This is a genomic window from Paraburkholderia sp. BR10954 (assembly GCF_040965775.1).
Classification (GTDB): Bacteria; Pseudomonadota; Gammaproteobacteria; order Burkholderiales; family Burkholderiaceae; genus Paraburkholderia; species Paraburkholderia youngii.
Genome location: NZ_JBFRCK010000056.1, coordinates 1 through 21,353 on the forward strand (window position 1 = coordinate 1; position 21,353 = coordinate 21,353).

The window sequence follows — 21,353 nt, forward strand, 5'->3', positions numbered from 1 at the left end:
GATCAGGCCGAAGCTGGAGAGAAAATCCTGCGTGCGCTTCGGGCCGCGAAATCCGCGCATGCGCCGCTCACGTTCACGCGTAGGCTGATGACTATTCTCTGCCCGGTTGTTCACCCGGGCCGCAGCCTTGACGAACACATGCTTGACGTTCGCCAGTTCGGGGATGTCGGCCTTGGCTGCCGGGTAGCTGCGAAGCTGATCGGTGACAATCCTTCCTGGCGCGTCGGGACAGGCGGCCAGCACGCGGTTGAAGAAGCGCTTTGCTGCAGCCTTGTCGCGACGTTTCTGCAGCAGGATGTCGAGTTCGGCGCCGTGCTGGTCGACTGCCCGCCAGAGCAGATAAGGCTCACCGCGCAACGTAACGAAGACTTCGTCAAGATGCCATGTGCGGCCAGGTTTGCGGCGAGCAGCTTTGACGCGATGTGCGAAGCCCGCGCCAAATTTGTCGCACCAGCGGCGGATCGTCTCGTAACTGACAACGACACCGCGCTCGAACAGCAGTTCTTCAATATCACGCAGGCCAAGTTGGAACCGCAACTACCACCGAACCGCGAGACTAATGATTGGATTGCCGCCGGGAACCGGTGGCCATGATAAAGCGATTTTCTTTTCTTCATCGTGACATCTTACGTGACTACCTCGCCAACGTGACAGTGCCGAACTGCTGGCCGAGACGATCGAAGCGGCGAAGCGTGCGGGCGTGATCAAGGCCGCAAGCGCGAAGCGCGTAATCGTTGACACGACGGTCATGCAAAAGGCGGTCGCCCATCCAACCGATTCGCGTCTGCTCGAACGGTGTCGCGAACATCTGGTGAAGGCTGCGGCACGGCACGGGTTGAAGCTGCGGCAGAACTACAACCGCGAGGCGCCGCACGTGGCACTTCAGATTGGCCGCTACGCCCATGCGAAGCAGTTCAAGCGCATGAAGAAGGCGCTGCGCACGTTGCGCTCGCGCGTTGGGCGGGTGATGCGTGATGTCGAGCGTCAGTTCGATTCAGTCGCCGATACTGGGCGCATCGCGCTGCAGGAATTGATCAGCCGCACGAGGCGGATCCTGTCTCAGAAGCAGAAGGACAAAAACAAGCGGTACGCACTGCATGCGCCAGAAGTTGAATGTTTGGCGAAAGGCAAAGCCCGCACGCCCTACGAATTCGGTGTGAAAGTGTCGATCACGACGACACACAAGGAAGGGTTTGTGGTTGGCGCCCGCTCGATGCCCGGTAACCCATACGACGGTCACACGCTGGCTGAAGCGTTGGAGCAAGCGGCGATCTTGAGCGATGTGAAGCCCGACGTCGCCATTGTAGATCGCGGTTACAAGGGTGTCGCTGTCGAGGGGGTGAAGATCTACCACCCGGGATTGCGACGCGGAATCACGAGGGGCCTGCGCGCGATGATCCAAAGGCGAAGCGCGATCGAGCCTGCCATTGGTCACATGAAGGCCGACGGCAAACTCGACCGGAACTGGCTCAAAGGCGCACCCGGCGATGCAATACACGCAGTGCTGTGCGGCGCTGGCCACAACCTGAGGATGATCCTCAGAAAGCTGAGGCTTTTTTACGCCCTTGTTCTGATCGCCTGGCTTAGCCGATCAATCACCGTCGACTTCCAGGCTTGAGGGCAAGCGCCGACCAAACGAATTATTCAGACCCGACTCATGAGCAGCGGAAACCCGACTGGATTGAACATCGGCGATTCCGTCTGGCTTGTACCCGGCTCCAAGACGACGCTCTACAGCTCGGTTCCTGTCAACGTCGATGTGCTGCTACCGGTTTGTGCAAACCCTGGCGTCGTCGACAGAAGCGATTGTCGGTTTCGCCGCCTTCCATATCGATGCGTCGGTCGGCGGCAGCGGTAAATATGAGAGGTGGCCTCGCTGGTTCGGACAGTTTTCTGAGATTTATAAGTGGAACGTCCGAGGCAATCATGCTGCCGATTTGATCGCAGGCAGCGTCGCGAAGTACGCCTCATCCGGTGTGCGGTCCGCCAGGCTCGAATGAGGCCGTTTCCGGTTGTACAGCTCGATGTATTCGCCGATGGAGCGCCGGGCATGGCTGACCGACTCATACGCTCTCAGCGTAGACCTCTTCGTACTTGATGCTGCGCCACACGCGCTCGACGAACACGTTGTCTCGCCAGCTTCCCTTTCCGTCCATCGACAGCCGCACGCCCCGGCCGAGCACGGCCTCGGTGAACGCGCCCGCCGTGAACTGGCTGCCCTGATCGGTGTTCACGATGTCCGGCAGCCCGTAGCGGGCGAACGCTTCTTCCAGCACCTCGACGGCGTGCGTGGCTTCCAGCGTGATGGCGACCCGATGCGCGAGAACCTTGCGGCTGGCCCAATCCACCACTGCCGTCAGATACACGAAGCCACGCGCCATCGGAATGTACGTCGTGTCGAGAGCGAACACCTGGTTGGCGCGCTCGATCTTCATGCCGCGCAGCAAGTACGGCCAGACCTTGTGCTGCGCATTGCGCCGGCTCGTGCTCGGCTTGCAGTACAGCGCTTCCACGCCCATGCGTTTCATCAGCGTGCGCACGCGACGGCGACCCACTTCATGGCCTTCCCGGCGCAGCAGGCGCGCCAGCATCCGTGCTCCGGCAAACGGAAACTCCATGTGCAGTTCGTCGATGCGGCGCATCAGCCTTGGTCGGCGTCGCTCATGGGTTGCGCCTGGTAATACGCGCTCGATCTTGCGATACCGACAAGCCGGACTTGCTGCGAGATCGGCAACGAGTGGCTACGGTCAATCATCGCTTTGCGCTCAGCAATCCCGCCTTGGTGAGCGCGCCGCTTAAAAAATCATTCTCCAGGGTGAGCTGTCCGATCTTGGCGTGCAGCGTCGTCACGTCTACCGGCGGTTCATTCGATGCGGCACCAGCCGATCCAAATACGTCGGCCGCGCGCTCCTGCAACTGCCGTTTCCATTCCGTGATCTGGTTCGGATGCACGTCGAACTGCTGCGCCAGTTCGGCCAGTGTGCGCTCGCCCTGGACTGCGGCCAGCGCCACTTTCGCTTTGAACGCCGCTGAGTGTGTGCCTCGGGTTCTCTTCGTCATGTCCTCGGTTCCTTTGCCTGCATTATCGCTGGCTCAGGCCCCGGTCAATCCACTTATGCGGCTGTCCGAATTTGCGCGGCCACCTCTATATTCAGGGTCATCTGACAACGAATCTCAAAGAGACCGGAGGCTCTGGACAGGGTGGCCCTTACTACGGGGCGTATGTTCCACCGCGTCTCGCGCAGTGATACTCATGAACCAACGCTACATTCACGATCCATGAATAAGGTCCTCACGCGCGTACAACTTACGGCAGAAATCGTTTTGCGAGCGCTTACCGTGCCGCTGCTAGGGCTATTCGTCGCCGCGACCATTCATCAATACGTGAGAGATCCATCACGGATCACGCTGCTGGTGTTCGCGTTTGCCGAAGTGCTGACCGTCGTGCTGGCCGTGTTTGCCCGCGTTCCGAGCAAGCGTGCCTCAAGCTGGTTCCTGAATGGCTGGCGGCAGTCATACAACAGGTCGCCGGGGTTCTGGTGCAGATCCATGCAAAGTGGTCGCTAGGGCGTTCGTTCGGTCTTTTGCCGGCCAATCGTGGTGTCGTCGTGGCTGGACCGTATCGGGTCGTCTGCCATCCGCTGTACCTGGGCTATCTGGTCACGGACATCGGTTTTCTCGCGGCCAACTTCGGCATGCACAATCTCATCGTCATTGTGGCGCAATGGACGCTGCAAGTCGTTCGGATCGTCATGGAGGAGCAATTGCTTTCGAACGACGCCGCTTACCGCGAGTACACGAGGCGCGTGCATTACGGGCTGATCTACGGCGTGTTTTGAACAGCTTGCGCCGCGTCTCGCGACCGGCTCGATCCTCCGGATCGGTCCGACCGGGGCGATCATAGGATGACGGAACAGGCAGTTAGCCGCGAGTTAGCCGCGCCTGATGCTTACCGAGGCGTGGACTGGTCGCGCCCTGAGTATCGGAGGCACGGCACAATAGGCAGGTTTTGCTTCTGCACGTCGCGTGACTGCACAATACGCAGGTTTTGCTTCGGGACGGTCAGCGCGAACTGCACAAGTGCTCAACGGGTTCCCGATGCGGACCTGCCCTTGCTGCGACAGGCCAGACTGGCGATCTCCCGGTTCCCAACAAGGAGCGTGCGTGCCAGGGTCTTCGACCACGTCGAGCCGAACGGAGTGCTCGCAATATCGCGCTCCGTCGTGTTGCCTTCCGCCTTGTCAACAGCGTCGGCACTCAGAATAAGTAAACTATCGCGGCTCAATGGCTGGCCCGCACGTACCCCTGTCAACGATATCGTCGCCTGTTATCCCCTCCTTCTGCCAGACGGGGGTGTGGCGAAGCTCAGCGGAAGGTCGGTCGCGCTCGACGGTTAGTTGCGTTCTGAACGCCGGGACGCCTTGAGTACGCACGGGCTGCGGCGCTATGGCGTATGGCCGAAACGGAAAAACCGACGAACGTCGCGGCTGGGGGTTGTCCCTGATGAGCCGCTCGCCTGCGGCGACAGCCTGCACCGGAAAGAGCCCCCCTTGCGGTGCACTCATGAGCGGCGCGCGGTGGGTGCGTCGCGATCGCACGGTCTGTCGCTCAAAATAGCCGAAAGGCTGTTGCGGGTCACGCCGTCAACAACAGTCGGAAACGGTCGTCATCCGTCTGAGTGCCACTCCCGTAAGTTCGTCGGCCGGTGGCCGTACCTACGCCGATTGCAAACTTCCGTCGACGGGACCCAGTCTGGACGTAATGCGGGTCGTTCAGACGCACCGTGCTCCCTGAATTCAGAAATTCGAACCTTGATCGGGCGCCGTTTGGCATAGAGGAATACGCGCAGCTGACGAAAAAAAGCGTCAGCCTGACAGAGCCGACGCGCAAAAGGGGAACCGGCGATCAGCGGGTTCGCGCTCATTTCATCCCGCAAACAAGTTTTAAACAAATGCTACATCCATCGCCAGTCGGGGCGAAGATCGTGCTTGCGGCAGAACCTCGACTACGGGCGCCGTAGTTTTTGTGTCACGCAACCTGACTGGTCCTGTGCATCACGTGCCCGAACCATCATTTTGGATTCAAACGCCCCCTATCCATAAACGCGTTCGCTGACTGTAAATGATGTCCCTTCGACGAGGTAAAGCCTATGTGCGTGCGCAAGGAGGGGGACCTGCGCATGCCTCAGGTCGCATTCTTGACGTAAGTCCGGATGCTTCAGACCGGCAACCGATGAGGCCTGAGGTGTTTCACCACCTGTCCCACAAAGAGCGCGCGGTCCTTGGCGGGACGTACACTTTATGCGAACAGATGTTGCGCTCCAGATCGGGGGCGCCTACTATTATCAGACAAACTGAGTTGTCGTTTACCCTTCTGAACGATGGTGCGGAAAACTGGCGAACCGTCCCTCTGAAAATCTTCAGACGCCTTGCCTTTACTGGCGAGGGGCGCGCCCGTATGTGTGCAGGCGGAAGACCACCGTTCGAATACAATCGTAAGAAAAATGTTAAATCCCGCATATTGATTGTGCGGAGGGTGACACCTTAAGATGAATTCCCGGGCGCGCAGCCGGCATCCGGGTAGCGTGACACATGCGCACAGGCACCTTTCGCGGGTCGCGTCACGGTGGTCACGCGAGAACGGTTGAGCTTTCCAGCAAATTGACACCTATCAACAGGAGACAATGATGCTGAGTCCTCATGAGTTCGCAACCTTGATGCTGGTCAAGGACGCTCCCGATCAACTCGGGCTGGATCGTGCAGATCTGGATATTTTGCTCGAACACCAACTTGTTGCATTGGAAACACTCCCATCCGGCCAGCAACGCCCCCTGATAACCCGCGACGGCGTTTCTGTACTCAAAGCTGTCACGCGGTTCAGCTGATGCCTTCCGTTAGCGGATCGTTGTCTGCCCCATAAAATCCAGCGCCCATCTGCGCCCGGCAAGCAATGAAGTTCCTTATCATCGGAATAAGTGAGCCGGGAATACAATCAGTACTACTATGAATTATACTGACGGGTGCAATACGCTGTTCGCATTGCACCCACCAGCCCATCCACACGACCACCGCGCGCCCCATTTCTATCCGATTGATCGGAAAGGCGCCGGCCAATTTTTGGGAGGTTCGCAATGAATCCATCAACCCCGGAGCAGCTTGCTGCAGCCCAGAAGGCCCACCTTGACACCGCTTACGGGCTAGCCACCAAGGTAGTTGAAGGGGTGGAACGGCTGACCGAACTGAATCTGAAAACGATCCAGTCGACGTTGGCGGAAGCCCAGCAAAACGCACTGAAGGCCTTCTCCATCCAGGATCCGCAAGCATGGCTCGCGCTACAAGCCGCTTTCGTTGCGCCGACGGCAGAAAAAGTGCAGTTGTACAGCCGTCAGCTGTTCGAGATTGTGTCAGCCACCCAGGGCAGATTCGCGCAGGTCGCGCAGGCACAATACGAAGCGTACAACCTCCGGGTACAAACGCTCGTCGAGGCCGTTGCCAGAAGCGCACCAGCGGGTTCCGAAGCCGCCATCGCCGGATGGAAGTCGGCGATTGGCGCCACCCATACGCTGATCGAAACCCTGCAGAAAACCAGCCAGCAGGCGGTGCTGGTTGCCGAAAGCAGCCTTAACGCCGCCGCGACCGCCGCATCGAAGACTGCCCGGCGCACTGCCGAGCAAGCGTCGGCGAGCGCCAGGCGATAACCGCCGACGCGGGCCTGACGCCCCCCTCGGTCAGTTGCAGCATACAAAGGATTCCTGTTGATAGCGGCATGTCTGAACGGCCATCGGGCGGACTTCGCAGTTCTGCATGAGCGAGGATCGCCTCCCTTTTACCGGAGACAAGTGAAATGACGAGGCAGGTTGCCCTGGTCACAGGCGGAATGGGAGGACTCGGTGAGGCGATCAGCATCAGACTGCACGACGCCGGCTATGCCGTCGTGGTCACCTGCTCGCCACAGAATACCGGCACGGACCGGTGGCTGGCCCGCATGGAAGCCGACGGGCGGCGGTTCCGCACTTATCCCGTCGATGTCGCCGCCTACGACTCGTGCCAGCAATGTGCGGAACGGATCAATGCAGAGGTCGGCCCGGTCGACATCCTGATCAATAATGCCGGCATCACACGGGATGCCAGCTTCAAAAAACTCGACAGAGTCAATTGGGATGCGGTGATCCGCACCAATCTCGACTCGGTGTTCAACATGACGAAACCGTGGTGCGACGGCATGGTTGAACGAGGCTGGGGCCGCATCATCAACGTGTCGTCAATCATTGGCTGCAAGGGCGGGTTCGGTCAGGCGAACTATGCCGCCGCCAAAGCCGGCATGCACGGCTTCACGAAGTCACTGGCGCTCGAGGTGGCGAAGAAAGGCGTCACCGTCAATACGATCTCGCCCGGTTACTGACGGGTGCATCAAATAGTGCGCACTTGATCAGGCGGCGTAGCGGACATGCTTTTCCTTGAACAGGTTGCGGATCACGTGCGGCTCCTTCTGTCGACGATGCAGATGCCGGTGGACAGTGCCGATCATTTCCGCCTTGCTGGTCGGTCGGCTCTTGCCGAGCGCATTGGTTTTCACATCCTGATTCAGGAGTTCGTCCGGGTTCAGCTCGGGACAATACCCCGGCAGCCGGATCAGGCGCAGACGTTCGGCGTTATCGGCGACGAACTGCCTGACGGCAACCGATCGGTGCACTGGGTGTCCATCGACGATCAGGTAGATCTTGCGCATGGCCTGCCTGAGCATGCGTTTCATGAATTCGATGAACGTCGCGTTCCTGAAGGTTCCCTCAAAGACCATGAAGCTCAACTCCCCGCGGTTCGTAATGGCCGAAACCATGTTGCAGCCGAAGCGTTGTCCTGTCGCGCGCACCACCGGCGTTTGGCCCTTAAGCGCGAAGCTCGTGCCGCTGATGTGATCACTACGCAAGCCCATCTCGTCACCCCAGTAGATCGTTGCTTTCTCACGCTTCGCCTCTTTCGCGATCTGCGGATAGTCTTCGTTCAGCCAGCGTTCGATCACCGCATCGTTGCGCTCGTACGCTCGCCGCACAGGCCTCTGGGCACTCATGCCCCATGCCTTCATGGTATCGGCCGGCCGTCCACGCCGACACCGTGATGCCATACTCCCGCTCGATCAGTCGCGCCACCGACTCGCGCGTCCACAGGTAAAACGGCAGCGCCAGTTGATCCGGCAGCCGCTCGATGATCAACCTGCGGATTCTCACAGCCTGTCGGTGATTCAACCGACCACTTCCCGGCAGGCGGCCTCGCTTGCCAGGTCGCAGCGCCCGCAGGCCGCCGTCGCGCGCCAGCTTCATCCATTTGCTTACTGCTCGCAGGCTCACCCCGTAGGTTTTTTTCGCCGCCGCAATCTGCGTCATGCCGTCACGCACGGCCTGCACCACCATTTTTCTCAGGTGCGCCTGCGTGGCGCCGTCCAATTTGCGGGCATCAGTTTTCGTCTTTATGCCCATATAACGCATAACGCACTATTTGGTGCACTCGTCAGTATATCGCCACGAAGATGGTGACAGCGGTGCCCCAGGACATTCTGGACAGCAAGGTCATCCCGCAGATTCCGGTCGGACGCCTCGGGCAGCCGGACGAAGTGGCTGCGCTTGTTCTGTACCTGTGCTCACGTGGGGCCGCTTTCGTGACTGGAGCCAACATCGCGATCAATCGAGACCGCGCCAAAGCGGGGGCTCTATGCTGCGAAATGGTGAGAATGATCGTTGCCCGCGAGCGCCGGATACCATCGCTCGCCGTCGCCAACGCATCCAGCGCATCATGTTGACTACGCCCAGGCCGAAACCCGTACGAGAAACCAAGAAAGTCTTCCTCGTATATCGCGTTCAACACTTCCACCACCGCCCGCTGGACGATCTTGTCTTCCAGCGCGGCAATCCCCAGCGGGCGCTGTTTGCCGTCCGGCTTTGGTATGTACTGTCGCCGGACAGGCAGTGTGCCCGATACGCTCCGTTCTGTACCTGCGCGAACAGGCGCTGGAGATTCTCTTCCAGTCCTGCCTCGTAGTACCGCCACGTCAGGCCATCCACTCCAGGAGCCGCATTGCGTTTGAGCGCAAAGAATGTCATCCGAAGTCGGTCGACCGTGACGTGATGTAGAAGCGCGGTGAACCGCTCCTTCTTCCGCTGTCTTGCAGCTTGCCGTACACGTGCCAGCCCCTGTGGCACGCTTACCCGGTTCTGCGCCCGGTGCGTGCGTGGCTGCCCCGTGTTCCCCTTGGTCCCCGCCCTTGGCTCCGCCCACTCCGCAGCTGGTTCCCCAGCCTTGTTCGCAGGCTTCATCGCTGTTGGGTCGGAGGAGGCGCGCTGACGCGCTGGCCTCCGTCCGCCGCGCAAACTGCACGTGCCGTTTTCCGGCATGCAGCTTTCACGAAGATGCAGCATGCTGGGACGCAATTGAAGGTATCAGTTGCACAAGGTTGACCAACCCGAACTCGCCATAGAGCCGCGCCTCGGGCAAGACCTTCCAGCCCATGTTGCGCCAGCGCTTGAATCGATGCGACCAGATACGCCGCACGATCCATCGGTTGAGCCGGTTGAAGATTCGCCGGACGTGGGAGCGCTTGTAGTAGTGCCCCCAGCCCCGCAGGATGGGATTGATCCTTCCAATCAGCTCCCGTGTTCGAAGCGGCACACATCGCTGTGTAAGACGACGCACCTGATCCATGAAGCGCTGGACCGATTTCTCCCGGGGGTACGCGTACAGCGCACCCGACCGGGCGCCACTGCGGATTTTGGCGGAGGGCAGCGATAACTGCCGCCCACGCTTGATCTTGTAGCCGAGAAACTCGAATCCAAACCGGACATGCACGATCCGCGTCTTCTGCGGATGGAGATGCACACCCAGTGCGCTCAGAATCTTCGTCGCCGCCGCGAGGGCTGCGCGCGCTTCTGCCTGGGATGAACAGGTGATCACCCAGTCATCCGCGTAACGGGTAAGCTGGTAGCCCTTGCGCCGCATCTCCCGATCAAACGGCGTCAGGAGAATATTGCTGAGCAGCGGTGAAGCGACCCCACCTTGCGGCGTTCCACGCTCGCTCGGAAAGAGACGACCCTTGCCGAAACTGCCGGCTTTAAGCATCGCCTTGATCAGGCTTAGTACCCGACCGTCAGCGATGCGCTGGGCAATGAGCGACAGAAGTTTGTCATGGTCAACTGATCCAAAGAAGTCCTTCAGATCAGCATCAACAATCCAGTCCCTGCCGCCCTCGATCTCCTTCCAGATCTTGCGCAAAGCGTCGTGTGTCGATCGCCCTCGCCGATAGCCGAAGTTGGCGTCATCGAATACCGGTTCGAAGATCGGCTCAAGACGGTTGAGCAGCGCCTGCTGGCATACGCGATCGTAAATCGACGGTATGCCGAGCTGGCGGAACTCCCCCGGTTTGCCGGCTTTCGGGATCGAGACCTGCCGGACCGGTTGCGGCTGATAGGTCCGCGCACGCAGTTCTGCCTGCAGACGGTCCAGATGCTGGTCCGCCTGTTCGGCAAAGTCTGCCACGCTGATTCCATCGACACCGCCACTGCCCCGATTGGCCCGGACCCGCTCCCAGGCGACTTCCAGATTCTTCCGTTGATAAACCTTGTCAATTAATGAGTGGACCTTCCTCGCTTCCATCGGGTTGATCCAGTCAGACAGTCTCCTCGGGCGCGGATGTACGGGTATTTCGCTCATGGAACTGATCCTCCTCCGTGTCCTTACTCACTGTCGTCCGGGTTCTTCCCAATCATCTTCGCCGGCCGCCTTCCCCGACCCACTTCTGTCGCCGATCGCTTGGTCACGTAGTTTTGGCCACGCTTCAGGTACTACTCAGCCGTCCGACTACTGACACAGCACCGCTCACCACTTCGCTCCTCGCTTATAGGCTTGCTTCCCGCGGCGCCGCCCGCGGACTGTGCCAGTTCTCCTGGGGTCACACGCTGTTCTTCCGTACCGTGCCGTCCGCAAACACCTTGGTGCGGTGGGTGAATGAGAACGCCTTCGCCTCCATAGTGCAGGCTCGACCTTGCCCCACCTTTGGCCGACCGGTTCGTCATCGGGGCAGCCCCCATCGACTACGGCCCGGTACTTCTCCTCATGCCCTTCGGATTCCGCCTCACGGCGGACACCCTGCCCTCCGGAATACTGCGAGATGATGGCTTCAGGTCCGCCTTGTCCGTTTCCGGCTTTCGCCTTCGTGCCCAGTTAGACGTCTCCATACCTTCCCACCTCTCTCCGGCCAGCGAGGCATTACCCCCGCTTTCGGATATGGCGCCCCTCATCCGAGCGCCAGAGGGACTTCAACCCTCCGGAACAACGCGCTGCCCAGCGCACACTATGGCGGAGTCTGACTTCTCCCGTCCGTTCATCATCGGCTACGGCTCCTCGCCTTCCCGATGCGGACCTGTCCATCCTGCGACAGGCCAGACTGGAGATCTCCCGGTTCCCGAACAAGGAGCATGCGCACATGCCAGGTTCTACGACCACGCCGGGTCATCCGGGCGCTCGCGATTACGCGCTCGGACGTTTTGCCTTCCGCTACACAGACAGCATCGGCACCCGGGATCAGTTTTCTATCGTGACTCAATAGGCTGCCCTGCACGTACCCCTGCCGACGCTTCGCCGACATCCTCGCGGATGCCTGCGCACGGCTCGGGGCCGATGTGGTTCGCTATTCCTTCATCGCAGTGGACTTGCACCACCTACTCCTTGCCGGTCTCCCGGCGCGCCCGTGTGAAAACGCAGGCTAAACGCGGAGTTCGAAGAAGGCGACCCTCCAGATCACGCTGTGTTGGCTTGGCGGTGCGTTGGGAAGGGTAAAGCGACACCCGAAAACTGAGTACTTTTACGTTTTCACACGGCCTCGACCCGTTCGAGTCACTGAGTCACCACGGGCACCGGTCTGCTGACCTGCCGATATGAGACATTCGCACGCTGCGCTGCAGGCACTCACTACGCTGCCTGCCAACGGGGTCGCGCGGTAAGACAATCAGTCGTCGCCTGTTCAACCTGCTCGTCGCCGGCGCTCTGTGCGTCCGCGAAGACCTACTCCGAAGATCCCCCGCGCCGCGGACCGGGTATCGAACAAAAACGACCTGATCGCCCTTAAGAGTCGCCACGGCGGCACAAAAACGTGACGACTCCGGCAGAATTTAATTTTTTATCTGAGTGTCAACACCTTTATTGTACTTATCCTAGGCATCCACGAGATTCGTTGCATTCACACTGCCGAGTCCCGTTGCAAAATTCCAGCCTTGACCAGCAGCGTAAGCTGGGATGTATTTCTTGGTTGAAAGCGACGTCAATCCATAGCTATAGGTTTTGTCGTACACAAAACAGTTTGTATTGCCGACCGTTGCGTCGCAATTGACCGAGTTGGTCCCGCGCGTCACATTGTGGAACACGCACGTATCGGTGCCATTTGGTCCAAAGTCAGAATTGCATCCGGCAGAGGTCCCTAGCGGCTTCGAGCTTGAGCCATATTCTTGCGCCGCGAGTTGGTAAAGCGTCGCCGCGGCTACGCCCTAGCGCCCTTTTTCCTTCTGATTCACCAGCGCCTGGATCCCGGCGAACATGGGCGTTGACAGCGAGGTTCCCACCATACCTTCTGGCGAATAATCGCTTTTATTGGCCGCCAGATCAGCGCAACCGTCATGCGTGGTTGATTTCTTTGTCCTCTTGTCCACCGTTGTGTAAACGGTGCAAACAATCGCGTATATTTTATTAGCATAGCTGCCACCGAATACACTGACATCCGGAATATCTCGCTTGTCGTCGGTTGAAGCTCCGTAGACCAGCGATTGCCAGTCAGGTTTGTCCACAAATGAGGAGGCTCCGCTAGAACTCGCTTCATGCGCCAAATTCGTATCGGTGCCCCCACTATCAGCAATTTTTTCCAAAAATCAATAGCGCTTTTCGATCCATTCGCTTTCGCCGCCACATCATTACCGCAGCTGTTATTCCATGGAATTTCCGGGCTCTGTCAGGTTGGCCGATGTAATCGGTCTTTGTGGCATACGAGTAGTTATCCTTATTAGTTAGTCCTGTCTGCGGCCGCAGTGACAGTCCAATCATGCCACGTCGCGAAACGTTTCTGGAGAGCGGTCCGATGACATGCCGCGTTCATCTGGTGTCTGGGCAACGCGAAGTGCTGCCGGATCGGGCCGAAGCATGAGAGAAACGCGTGCGTGCGACGTGCTTCGCGAAAGCCGCACATCTGGCGCTCCCGCCTGCGGGTCGGCTGGTGGCTGTTCTCGGCACGATTGTCACCCGTGCAGCCGCTTTAACGAAGACGTGCTTCACATGCACGAGTTCGGGAATGTCAGCCTTCGCCGCCGCATAGCTGCGCAGCTGGTCGGTCACGATCTTGCACGGCACCGGGTTTGAACGCAGCATCCTGAGGAAGAAGCGCTTTGCCGCTGCCTTGTCGCGCCGCTTTTGCACCAGCGCGTCCAGTTCAGCACCATGCTCATCGACGGCTCGCCACAACAGATACAGCTCGCCGCGCAGCGTCACGAACATCTCGTCGAGGTGCCACGTACTGCCCGGCTTGCGCCGCGCGGCCTTGGCGCACTGGGCGAATCTGGCGCCGAACTTCTCGCACCAGCAACGGATCGTCTCATACGTGACTACAACACCACGCTCGAGCAGCAACTCCTCAACGTCGCGCAGGCTCAGGCTGAACCGGAAATACCAGCGAACCGCGCAGCTGATGACGACGGCAGGGAAGCGGTGGCCGTGATAAAGCAGTTTTGTCTTCTTCATCACCTCATTCTACCGCCCCCTCTCCATCAACCTGACAGAGCCTCCGGCAGAACAAATACCTGAACAACGTCGTGGAGGAGGACCATCGAGCGATCAAACGTATCATCAAACCGATGATGGGCGTCAAGGATTTTCGGTGTGCGCGCATCATTGTCTCTGGTATTGAGGTGATGCATATGATTCTCAAGGGGCAGATGAAAAATGACGGCGATGACCAAACGGCAGCCGCTCAGTTCTACTCGTTGGCGACATAAGCAATCCTATCTATATGGGAACTTGCTCAGCCTGCCATCCTTATCGCGACAGAACCCACCCGTCGCCGTGCAAGGACCCTGCTGAACAAAGCCGCCGTCCAGCACTTCTATCCGGAACGGGCCACGGACTCCCAGTGAAAATTCGGCCGCTGCGGCAAGCGCGCGTTCGAGTCTGATTTCTGGCAGCATCGGCATGCTGGCGGTGCTATGCAGCGAGCCCAGCGCAGCCTGTTCGCCGCTACCACAGGCATTGAAGTTTGCGGCGTTTTCAGCAACTTGATAATCGCCGTCAATCCGGAAGATGCGCCCCTCGTAACCAACCAGAAAAGTGCCACCCGATTCCCGTTCGTGTTCCTTCCGCGCGTATCCGCCGCGGGTAAAGCACTCTCGTACCGCCTCAATGAACGTCGTGCACATGAAGGCGAACACGTCGGTGCCTTCAGGGCGCGGCCCGACGGTCAGGTTATGGCCCAGCAGCTGACCCAGCCTGAAGGACGTAGTGAAGCCGATCAGGAACAGCCCCACCCGATAAATCTTGGGGTCGGCGCGCACCGTAATGTACGAACCACCCGCTGCCGAATCGGCACCCATGTAGACCTTCTTTCCATCCGTCAGTGCCACAATGCAGGTCATGCTGCCTCCGTAGGTGTTTCCCGATAGAACGCGACGCGCATGCCCTCGCACGGCTCAGCCGTCGCCCAGTCGAATCCATGCCGTCCGCCCTTTGCCGTCCAGAACCGCCTCGTACCCGCGTCTGGGTTCCATGACGCCTCGCCAGCGGCCGTCACAACCACCGTGACACGCGCCCCCTCGCGAGGCAACTTTATCAGCAGGCGTGCTGCAATCCTGGGCCACTGATTCTCAGTGGCCCGCATTCCCCGGTGATTGGGGTTAAGAACGCTCATTTGACGCTCCAGATCCTCAGTTAGCCACGCTCGACCAGCGCGATGTACGTCGCCGCGATCCATTCGAACGCGAGATGGCGGCATTCCTCGCGGGTGTACATAGTCCCCCGGTCATTCCCTCAACAAAGGGGTCGCGGGTTCGGTGCAAGCGCAGGCTCCGCAACTGTGTTGGCCGCGGAGGCAAAAACGCTCGCTGTTACTGGATCGCCTGAGGCTTGATGTCGTGCTCAGTCGTCATTCAATCTACTGCCGAAGCAAGCAATACTTGGGCCAATGCCACGAGGCTCATGGTGCAAATTGGGTCGGCGAATGGGTTAGAGTTGTCGGAACAAAACGAACTGATGCCCCGCGATGAGCAAGCTGAAGGGATCTGTCGCAATAACTCGGTCTGCTATGCTGACGGGCCTTAATGCGTGACGTGATCGATGACCGAGAAGCTGAGTCCGGGTGTGGGAAAAGTACTCAAACGCTTGCATTACCCGCTGGACGTGATGTTGCTGTGCGTTCGGTGGTACGTGACCTATCCGCTGAGCCTGCGTCATCTCGAACAGATGATGGCCGAGCGCGGGTTTGCGGTCGACCATTCGACCGTTCATCGTTGGGCACTCAAACTGTTGCCGGTCCTGGAGAAGGCGTTTCGACGGCGCAAACGGACGGTCGGCAGGAGCTGGAGGATGGACAAGAGTGTGTCACGAACACAAGCGAAAGCTTGTGATGCTGTACTGAAGATGGGAGTAGGCGTCCCGAAGCCGGCTTGCAGGAGCAGGCTTCAAACCGCCCGGTGCTGCTGCGTTCAAAAGGCGTGGTGGTGAGCGACCATGGAAAAGTCATCCATAAGGATGGCAGGTATGTGTTGAGAAGATGAGCGAAAGCAAACCGTTCGATGATGCGTCGTTAATTCGTCAAGGTGCTGTCAAAACTGGGGGCATTTCGTCGCTCCAGGATCAGTCAGGACGAGACCTGTTTACGGACCTGGCGGCAGGCAGCCGGCGTAGAGGCGGCATGAGCTTAATACAGGCTTCGGTATGGAACGTGAGAACCTTGTTGCGGATGGAAAGGGAAATGACAAATGGCTAACACCATGAGGAAGAATACCGATGCCGCAACGAGGGGCGGAGCTGCCCGTAGTAGTGTTGAAGCCCTTGTAATGAGGGTGGACCGAAGGCGCAGCGCTATCCGGTTGACGAAGGTTACCAACCTGCTTGTCGGGGAGGAGTGACATGACATCAACGAAACCTTATGACATTGCCAGGCGAACGATCTGGGAGGCGTACCAGCGAGTGAAGGCCAACCGGGGTGCTGCCGGCATCGATGAGGAAACTATCGAGATGTTCGAGCAGGACCTGCCGAAGAATCTGTTCAAGCTGTGGAACCGGATGTCGTCGGGGTCGTACTTCCCGCCACCGGTCAAGCAGGTTGAGATTCCAAAGGCAACGGGCGGTATTCGCGAGTTGGGCGTGCCCACGGTGAGTGACCGTGTGGCGCAGACTGCGGTCAAGCTCCTCATTGAGCCGATTCTCGATCCACTATTCCACGCGGATTCGTATGGTTACCGGCCCGGGAAATCGGCCAAGCAGGCGGTCGCCATCACCCGACAAAGGTGCTGGAAGTTCGACTGGCTGGTGGAGTTTGATATCAAGGCGGCCTTTGATCAAATCGATCACGGCCTCTTGCTAAAAGCGGTACGCAATCACATCAAAGAGGACTGGATCCTGATGTACATCGAGAGGTGGCTGACTGCGCCATTCGAAACTGCACAGGGTACCCGCTTGCCGCGGGACCGCGGTACCCCGCAGGGGGGAGCGGTCAGTCCGATCCTGATGAATCTGTTCATGCACTATGCGCACGTTTGGATACAGCGTCACTTCCCGCAGTGTCCCTTTGCGCGCTATGCCGATGATGCGGTGGTCCATTGCCGTAGCCAGGAGCAGGCACAAGAGGTTATGCACGCCATTGCCTCGCGGCTGGCGGAATGTGGGTTGACGATGCATCCTGAAAAGTCAAAGATCGTGTATTGCAAGGACAGAAGTCCCACCCAAACCTACCCGAATGTGACCTTCACATTTCTGGGCTTTCAGTTTCGTCCGCGAAGGGTGTTGACTAGGCACGGGCAGGTCTCGACCAGCTTTGTACCTGGCGTCAGTCTTGACGCCCTGAAACGGATGAGACAGACGATGCGGGGGTGGCGGTTGCAGCGCCAAACGTCGAAATCACTGTTCGAACTCGCTGAGCGATGTAATCCCACGATATGTGGCTGGTGGAACTACTACGGGGCTTTCCATCGGACAGCCATGCATGAGTTGAGTCGGTATCTCGACCGAAAGCTCGTGCGCTGGGTTCAGCGCAAGTACAAAACACTGCGACGGCACAAACGGTGCAGTGAGGAGTGGTTACGCAAGATGAGGCAGGCGTACCCGCGAGAGTTCGCGCACTGGCAGTATCAGGGGAAACAGGTTGGATAACGGGAGCCGTGTAAATCGAGAGGTTTACGCACGGTTCGGTTCTGCGAGAGACTCGGGGCGCAATTCCCCGGGTCTACTCACCCCTACATTCGAATCAGGGGTGAGTGGCGGTATCTCTACCGGGCTGTCGACAAGGCAGACAACACCGTTGATTTTCTGCTGCGAGCCCGACGGGACAAGGCTGCAGCCCGGGCCTGTTTCGAAAAGGCAATCGACCAGAATGGCGAACCCGAGACCGTGACGATCGACAAGAGCGGATCGAATCTGGCTGCCTTGCAAGCGATCAACGCCCCGCGGGATGTACCGATCAAGGTCCGCCAGAAAAAGTATCTGAATAACATCATCGAACAGGATCATCGGGCGATCAAGCGCCGGACCCGACCGATGCTTGGATTTAAGAAATTTCGTTGTGCCCGCATCCTGTTGGGCGGCATCGAAGTTATGCACATGATCGTCAAGGGGCAGATGGACGATGGTGGTGTCGATCAGAATCCCGCACAGCAACCCTATTCACTGGCTGGATAAGTAGTCCGTATCGTATTGGGACTTTACTAACCTCTCATTCTTACCGCGACAGAACCCGAACTGGACCCTGAGCCTAGGGAAGGTCTGCACAACTCGTTTTCAGAGAGTTGGCCGTTTGCCACTTGCGTCGTATCAGCCATGAGAGTCTGCTGGCAGGTTGGTCGTCTAGCTTTTGAAGCGTGACGACCACTGTTTGCCGAGATTCGCGGCCTGAATCTGCGAGCGTTTCAAGCGTCCCACAAAGCCTTGCGTGCCATCCACAGGTTGCCCAGAGCAAATAGTGTCGTGATCTGGGCGGTGTTCTTCATCAACCCTCGCTACCGGGTCTTTGTATAGCCAAACTGCTGTTTGAGGACGCGGAACGGATGTTCAACCTTGGCGCGGATGCCGGCCTTCAGGCGTTCAATCTGATCGAATATCGCGTCCAGCCGATCGGTTAGGTCCAGTTGTCTGCGCCTGCCGGGTCGCATCGCGACATGCCAGCGAACCGCGCTTACCTGGCAGCGCTTTTCGATACCCTGATATCCGGCGTCAGCGTACACATCCATTTCCTGGCCGTGCAACAGCGCTTCGGCCGCATTGATGTCATGAACGTTGGCGGCTGTGCCGATGACCGTGTGGACCGGGCCCGACTCTGCGTCCACGCCGACGTGCGCTTTCATCCCGAAGTACCATTGATTTCCCTTCTTCGTCTGGTGCATTTCCGGCTCCCGTGTACCAGAGCCGTTCTTCGTCGAAGTGGGTGCGGAAATCAAGGTAGCGTCGACCGCCGACCCCACCTTCAGCATCAAGCCTTTCTCGCTCAGGATCTCATTGACCAGCGTGAGCATCTGCGCAGCCAGGCCGTGCGTTTCGAGAAGGTGACGGAACCGGAGAATCGTGCTCTCGTCCGGCAAACGCGTCATACCCTCGTCCAGCCCAGCAAATTCACGATACAGCGGCACGTCATAAAGCGCCTCTTCCATCGCCGGGTCTGACAGACCAAACCACTGCTGCATGAAGTGGATCTGCAGCATCGTCGCAATAGGAAACGGCGGCCTTCCAGTCTTACCCCTTGGATAGTGCGGTTCGATCAACGCAATCAACCTCGACCATGGCACAACGCGCCTCATCTCATCGAGAAATTCCCGCTTGCGCGTGCGTTTCGTTGAAAGATCCAGACCAAGACCAAGCTGTGTCATCGAGGTACCCCTTAAACCTGCATTCTCCCAGGATAGTCCAACCAGACTTCAGCGCTAGGACTTTTGCAGACCAGCTAATAATACCGACTGGTGTCGCGCATTCCCGAACGGCTTGCGGCAGCTGCGGCAGCCAATGGATCATCTGTTGTGATCGACGTGAAACCGCTATCAAGTTGTAGCTGAACGTTGGGGCGATTATCCGCCGTTTCCGTACCGAAATGGGCAGTATGTGTCAGGTGCTCGTCAAGGCTATAGCAACACTTACCATCAATTTTTACGTACCATTTACCGTCGTTCTGATCTTGCCGGTACTCCTTTACCGGCGTAAAGGTTCCCATGGCTTTGCGTCCGGCACGGACATGCTTAACTAGATCATACGTGGGGTCTCCGTTTGCGGGGTTCTTGTTGCCGACTTCGATCCAAGCGAAATTACTCTGCTTGCTGGCCTCATCCAACCAAGATTCCACCAAACATTGGCGATAGTGATCCGCAGCTACTCCGCAGCTCAACTGCTTGTACTGGTTTGAAAGTTCGTCTTCGTCGCTAGCGTAAATCATTGATGCAAAGGCTACGCATTTCGTGTGTTTCACGATATTTCCAGGCTCGGCCGCCACAAGCCTGGCAAAGAATTTGAGTACCACTGTATTTTGCATACCTCGATCAATGACAATATCCGCCGCACGAGAAACAGCATCCAAATCCCTGAGATCGAGTATCACTAACATATAAGGGTAGTCTGATTTCACCCTGTCCAAAGCCTCCTCAAGAGAGAGGGCATCGTATCCCGTGATACTAAATTGCTTATCGCGCAACATTATTCTGTTGAGCGCTGCATCGTCGAGCGAACGAACATCGGCATTCCACCCTTCGCCTGTAAAGATATCAAAGCCGGAGCCGGCAGCAACGCGTCCGACGTTATTATCATGGAAGAGATATGGTGTCCCTTGGCTGCTTAGTTTGACATCCAGTTCGATAGCCTCGATACCGTTGTTATAGGTATTTTGAATCGAGCAAAGCGAGTTTTCGGGACAGCCACTGCCAACGATGCCACGATGAGCAACGATGCCTACGGTCCTCTCCGTTTCACCAGGGCCGGTATACGGGTTCTTGAACGCCGCGAGAATACGCTCCGGGTCATAGTGCTGCGGGCCATCTGCGAAGGTAGCGTCTGAAAGTGCTATAAGTGTAAAGAAAGCGGCGCCAAGCAGCCGACGCCTCCGCTGGATTGCAAAAGATCTCATCGCGATATTTCCTTCGGTTGTCAAAATGTCGTCATTGAATAAACTTTCGCCTGTCGTAGTGTTTGGGGAATACACGAATACAGCGAGATTTTCCATTGCATTCCCCTGATGTGTTCTATAAGCAATAACTATGCTAGCGATGAAGTACTTGAACTCTTGGCTAACTGAGGTTGCAAATAGTCGTGCAGGCCAGCGCGGCTGCGGTGCTGTTGCAACAAAATGCCCAAAATTTGTCGGAAAGCTGACGTCGCGCACGGCCCAAACAGGACGCACTCTTCCTCTCGACAAGGAAGGCAAGGCCGATCTCCGCGGAAGCGTTCAATCCTCCAGATCCTGAGGCCGGTGCTGGCAACGGTGTTCAAGCGGTTGCACTCGCCGTTGGACGCGATCCTGCTGTGTGTGCGGTGGTATGTGGTTCTGTCGCGGTAAGAATGAGAGGTTAGTAAAGTCCCAATACGATACGGACTACTTAGTCGGACCTGAACATTCCGGAGAGCCTTTTGCAGCAAGGGTTTGAAGCGGAAAGTTGTTGATGCATTTGCAGGAACCTGGCAGATTGTGGGTAGTTTCCTGCATGTCGAGGTCTGGATGGGTCCGAAGACAGCGGTGAGCGAAGGCGATTTGTTCCGGCATCCTCTGCGCGAGCAGATCAACCTGAAGCATCCTTTGGTGCGTCTGGCCGATCTGATCAACTGGGATCAACTGGATGCGTCGATGAGCGCGAGCTTTGTCTCACGCAAGGGTCGTCCGGCAACGTCACCGAGACTGATTGCTGGCTTGTTGTATCTGCAGCATGCGTTCGATCTGTCGGACGAGGAAGTGGTCTGGCAATGGGTGGAGAACCCGTATTGGCAGGTCTTCACCGGCGGGACGTATTTGCAGACCGAGCCCCGATCGATCCGTCGAGCCTGACACGCTGGCGTAAGCGCCTGGGTGAAGCTGGCGTTGAAGAACTGCTGGCCGAGACGATCGAAGCGGCGAAGCGCGCGGGCGTGATCAAGGCCTCAAGCGCGAAGCGC

General features: G+C 58.2%; 14 protein-coding genes and 12 pseudogenes. 13 read left to right on the forward strand and 13 right to left on the reverse strand.

Going from position 1 to position 21,353, the window contains the following annotated elements; translation table 11 throughout:
* Nucleotides 1-617 (reverse strand): annotated as a pseudogene (locus AB4Y34_RS37710) (IS6 family transposase); the annotation flags it as partial.
* A gap of 41 nt (nucleotides 618-658) precedes the next feature.
* Between AB4Y34_RS37710 and AB4Y34_RS37715 the strand changes: the two are divergent.
* Nucleotides 659-1,618: pseudogene (locus AB4Y34_RS37715) on the forward strand (IS5 family transposase); the annotation flags it as partial.
* 306 nt (nucleotides 1,619-1,924) lie between these two features.
* Here the strand turns inward: AB4Y34_RS37715 and AB4Y34_RS37720 are convergent.
* The 3 genes from AB4Y34_RS37720 to AB4Y34_RS37730 are packed head-to-tail and all read right to left on the reverse strand — an operon-like array spanning nucleotide 1,925 to nucleotide 3,060.
* Entirely contained in the window at nucleotides 1,925-2,077 is a 153-nt protein-coding gene (locus AB4Y34_RS37720; protein WP_255215357.1) for an integrase core domain-containing protein, read from the reverse strand.
* Nucleotides 2,064-2,693, reverse strand: a complete 630-nt coding sequence (locus AB4Y34_RS37725; protein ID WP_309235204.1) for an IS3 family transposase — start codon at nucleotides 2,691-2,693, stop codon at nucleotides 2,064-2,066. The genes AB4Y34_RS37720 and AB4Y34_RS37725 overlap by 14 nt, the downstream gene beginning before the upstream one ends.
* Before the next feature lie 58 nt (nucleotides 2,694-2,751).
* Nucleotides 2,752-3,060 (reverse strand): transposase, encoded by a 309-nt coding sequence (locus AB4Y34_RS37730; RefSeq protein WP_255215355.1) that lies wholly within the window; start codon nucleotides 3,058-3,060, stop codon nucleotides 2,752-2,754.
* A 264-nt stretch (nucleotides 3,061-3,324) separates the two neighbouring features.
* Here AB4Y34_RS37730 and AB4Y34_RS37735 point away from each other — a divergent pair, with 264 nt between their 5' ends.
* From AB4Y34_RS37735 to AB4Y34_RS37755, 5 genes and pseudogenes are all read left to right on the forward strand, one after another.
* Nucleotides 3,325-3,567, forward strand: coding sequence for a hypothetical protein (locus AB4Y34_RS37735; RefSeq protein ID WP_368718911.1), 243 nt, complete (start codon nucleotides 3,325-3,327; stop codon nucleotides 3,565-3,567).
* Nucleotides 3,540-3,839 carry an isoprenylcysteine carboxylmethyltransferase family protein gene (locus AB4Y34_RS37740; protein WP_176369995.1) on the forward strand — a complete coding sequence of 100 codons (300 nt, stop codon included), beginning with the start codon at nucleotides 3,540-3,542 and terminating at the stop codon, nucleotides 3,837-3,839. Before AB4Y34_RS37735 ends, AB4Y34_RS37740 begins: the two co-directional genes overlap by 28 nt.
* A gap of 1,847 nt (nucleotides 3,840-5,686) precedes the next feature.
* Complete coding sequence (locus AB4Y34_RS37745; RefSeq protein WP_176369994.1) at nucleotides 5,687-5,884, forward strand: hypothetical protein; 198 nt, start codon at nucleotides 5,687-5,689, stop codon at nucleotides 5,882-5,884.
* Between the two features lie 246 nt (nucleotides 5,885-6,130).
* Nucleotides 6,131-6,697 (forward strand): TIGR01841 family phasin, encoded by a 567-nt coding sequence (phaP, locus tag AB4Y34_RS37750; RefSeq protein ID WP_176369993.1) that lies wholly within the window; start codon nucleotides 6,131-6,133, stop codon nucleotides 6,695-6,697.
* Nucleotides 6,698-6,843: 146 nt separating this feature from the next.
* A pseudogene (locus AB4Y34_RS37755) lies at nucleotides 6,844-7,398 on the forward strand (SDR family NAD(P)-dependent oxidoreductase); the annotation flags it as partial.
* A gap of 30 nt (nucleotides 7,399-7,428) precedes the next feature.
* On the opposite strand, the gene AB4Y34_RS37760 reads toward AB4Y34_RS37755, so the two are convergent.
* Together AB4Y34_RS37760 and AB4Y34_RS37765 are read right to left on the reverse strand one after the other, a co-directional pair.
* A complete protein-coding gene (locus AB4Y34_RS37760; protein WP_368718912.1) occupies nucleotides 7,429-8,067 on the reverse strand; it encodes an IS630 family transposase in 639 nt (212 codons plus the stop codon).
* A complete protein-coding gene (locus AB4Y34_RS37765; RefSeq protein WP_368718913.1) occupies nucleotides 7,961-8,482 on the reverse strand; it encodes a helix-turn-helix domain-containing protein in 522 nt (173 codons plus the stop codon). Before AB4Y34_RS37765 ends, AB4Y34_RS37760 begins: the two co-directional genes overlap by 107 nt.
* A gap of 26 nt (nucleotides 8,483-8,508) precedes the next feature.
* On the opposite strand from AB4Y34_RS37765, the pseudogene AB4Y34_RS37770 reads away from it, so the two are divergent.
* Nucleotides 8,509-8,679 (forward strand): annotated as a pseudogene (locus tag AB4Y34_RS37770) (SDR family oxidoreductase); the annotation flags it as partial.
* 83 nt (nucleotides 8,680-8,762) lie between these two features.
* On the opposite strand, the pseudogene AB4Y34_RS37775 reads toward AB4Y34_RS37770, so the two are convergent.
* From AB4Y34_RS37775 to AB4Y34_RS37790, 4 genes and pseudogenes are all read right to left on the reverse strand, one after another.
* A pseudogene (locus tag AB4Y34_RS37775) lies at nucleotides 8,763-9,307 on the reverse strand (reverse transcriptase domain-containing protein); the annotation flags it as partial.
* Between the two features lie 85 nt (nucleotides 9,308-9,392).
* The gene (gene ltrA, locus AB4Y34_RS37780; RefSeq protein WP_368718914.1) at nucleotides 9,393-10,697 is read right to left on the reverse strand and encodes a group II intron reverse transcriptase/maturase; all 1,305 of its coding nucleotides are present in this window, start codon (nucleotides 10,695-10,697) and stop codon (nucleotides 9,393-9,395) included.
* A gap of 1,829 nt (nucleotides 10,698-12,526) precedes the next feature.
* Complete coding sequence (locus AB4Y34_RS37785; RefSeq protein WP_176370054.1) at nucleotides 12,527-12,823, reverse strand: hypothetical protein; 297 nt, start codon at nucleotides 12,821-12,823, stop codon at nucleotides 12,527-12,529.
* A 212-nt stretch (nucleotides 12,824-13,035) separates the two neighbouring features.
* Nucleotides 13,036-13,766, reverse strand: a pseudogene (locus AB4Y34_RS37790) (IS6 family transposase).
* 41 nt (nucleotides 13,767-13,807) lie between these two features.
* Here AB4Y34_RS37790 and AB4Y34_RS37795 point away from each other — a divergent pair.
* Nucleotides 13,808-14,020 (forward strand): annotated as a pseudogene (locus tag AB4Y34_RS37795) (DDE-type integrase/transposase/recombinase); the annotation flags it as partial.
* Nucleotides 14,021-14,026: 6 nt separating this feature from the next.
* Here the strand turns inward: AB4Y34_RS37795 and AB4Y34_RS37800 are convergent.
* A complete protein-coding gene (locus tag AB4Y34_RS37800) occupies nucleotides 14,027-14,653 on the reverse strand; it encodes a hypothetical protein (protein WP_255215368.1) in 627 nt (208 codons plus the stop codon).
* Between the two features lie 697 nt (nucleotides 14,654-15,350).
* On the opposite strand from AB4Y34_RS37800, the pseudogene AB4Y34_RS37805 reads away from it, so the two are divergent.
* The 3 genes and pseudogenes from AB4Y34_RS37805 to AB4Y34_RS37815 form a co-directional block, all read left to right on the forward strand.
* Nucleotides 15,351-15,611, forward strand: a pseudogene (locus AB4Y34_RS37805) (IS6 family transposase); the annotation flags it as partial.
* Between the two features lie 534 nt (nucleotides 15,612-16,145).
* Nucleotides 16,146-17,387 carry a group II intron reverse transcriptase/maturase gene (ltrA, locus tag AB4Y34_RS37810; RefSeq protein WP_368718915.1) on the forward strand — a complete coding sequence of 414 codons (1,242 nt, stop codon included), beginning with the start codon at nucleotides 16,146-16,148 and terminating at the stop codon, nucleotides 17,385-17,387.
* Nucleotides 17,388-17,471: 84 nt separating this feature from the next.
* Nucleotides 17,472-17,912 (forward strand): annotated as a pseudogene (locus tag AB4Y34_RS37815) (IS6 family transposase); the annotation flags it as partial.
* 227 nt (nucleotides 17,913-18,139) lie between these two features.
* On the opposite strand, the pseudogene AB4Y34_RS37820 reads toward AB4Y34_RS37815, so the two are convergent.
* Both AB4Y34_RS37820 and AB4Y34_RS37825 read right to left on the reverse strand, forming a co-directional pair.
* Nucleotides 18,140-19,093, reverse strand: a pseudogene (locus tag AB4Y34_RS37820) (IS5 family transposase).
* 74 nt (nucleotides 19,094-19,167) lie between these two features.
* On the reverse strand, nucleotides 19,168-20,430 hold the full coding sequence (locus tag AB4Y34_RS37825) for a glycerophosphodiester phosphodiesterase family protein (protein WP_176370172.1): 1,263 nt from the start codon (nucleotides 20,428-20,430) through the stop codon (nucleotides 19,168-19,170).
* A 225-nt stretch (nucleotides 20,431-20,655) separates the two neighbouring features.
* Between AB4Y34_RS37825 and AB4Y34_RS37830 the strand changes: the two are divergent.
* Nucleotides 20,656-20,748: pseudogene (locus AB4Y34_RS37830) on the forward strand (IS6 family transposase); the annotation flags it as partial.
* 174 nt (nucleotides 20,749-20,922) lie between these two features.
* A pseudogene (locus AB4Y34_RS37835) lies at nucleotides 20,923-21,353 on the forward strand (transposase); the annotation flags it as partial.

Coding starts and splice junctions, on each gene's coding strand:
- ltrA (WP_368718914.1), bottom strand. CDS start 10,697: ATGAGCGAAATACCCGTACATCCGCGCCCGAGGAGACTGTCTGACTGG.
- AB4Y34_RS37745 (WP_176369994.1), top strand. CDS start 5,687: ATGCTGAGTCCTCATGAGTTCGCAACCTTGATGCTGGTCAAGGACGCT.
- ltrA (WP_368718915.1), top strand. CDS start 16,146: ATGACATCAACGAAACCTTATGACATTGCCAGGCGAACGATCTGGGAG.
- AB4Y34_RS37800 (WP_255215368.1), bottom strand. CDS start 14,653: ATGACCTGCATTGTGGCACTGACGGATGGAAAGAAGGTCTACATGGGT.
- AB4Y34_RS37760 (WP_368718912.1), bottom strand. CDS start 8,067: ATGAGTGCCCAGAGGCCTGTGCGGCGAGCGTACGAGCGCAACGATGCG.
- AB4Y34_RS37825 (WP_176370172.1), bottom strand. CDS start 20,430: ATGGAAAATCTCGCTGTATTCGTGTATTCCCCAAACACTACGACAGGC.
- AB4Y34_RS37765 (WP_368718913.1), bottom strand. CDS start 8,482: ATGCGTTATATGGGCATAAAGACGAAAACTGATGCCCGCAAATTGGAC.
- phaP (WP_176369993.1), top strand. CDS start 6,131: ATGAATCCATCAACCCCGGAGCAGCTTGCTGCAGCCCAGAAGGCCCAC.
- AB4Y34_RS37730 (WP_255215355.1), bottom strand. CDS start 3,060: ATGACGAAGAGAACCCGAGGCACACACTCAGCGGCGTTCAAAGCGAAA.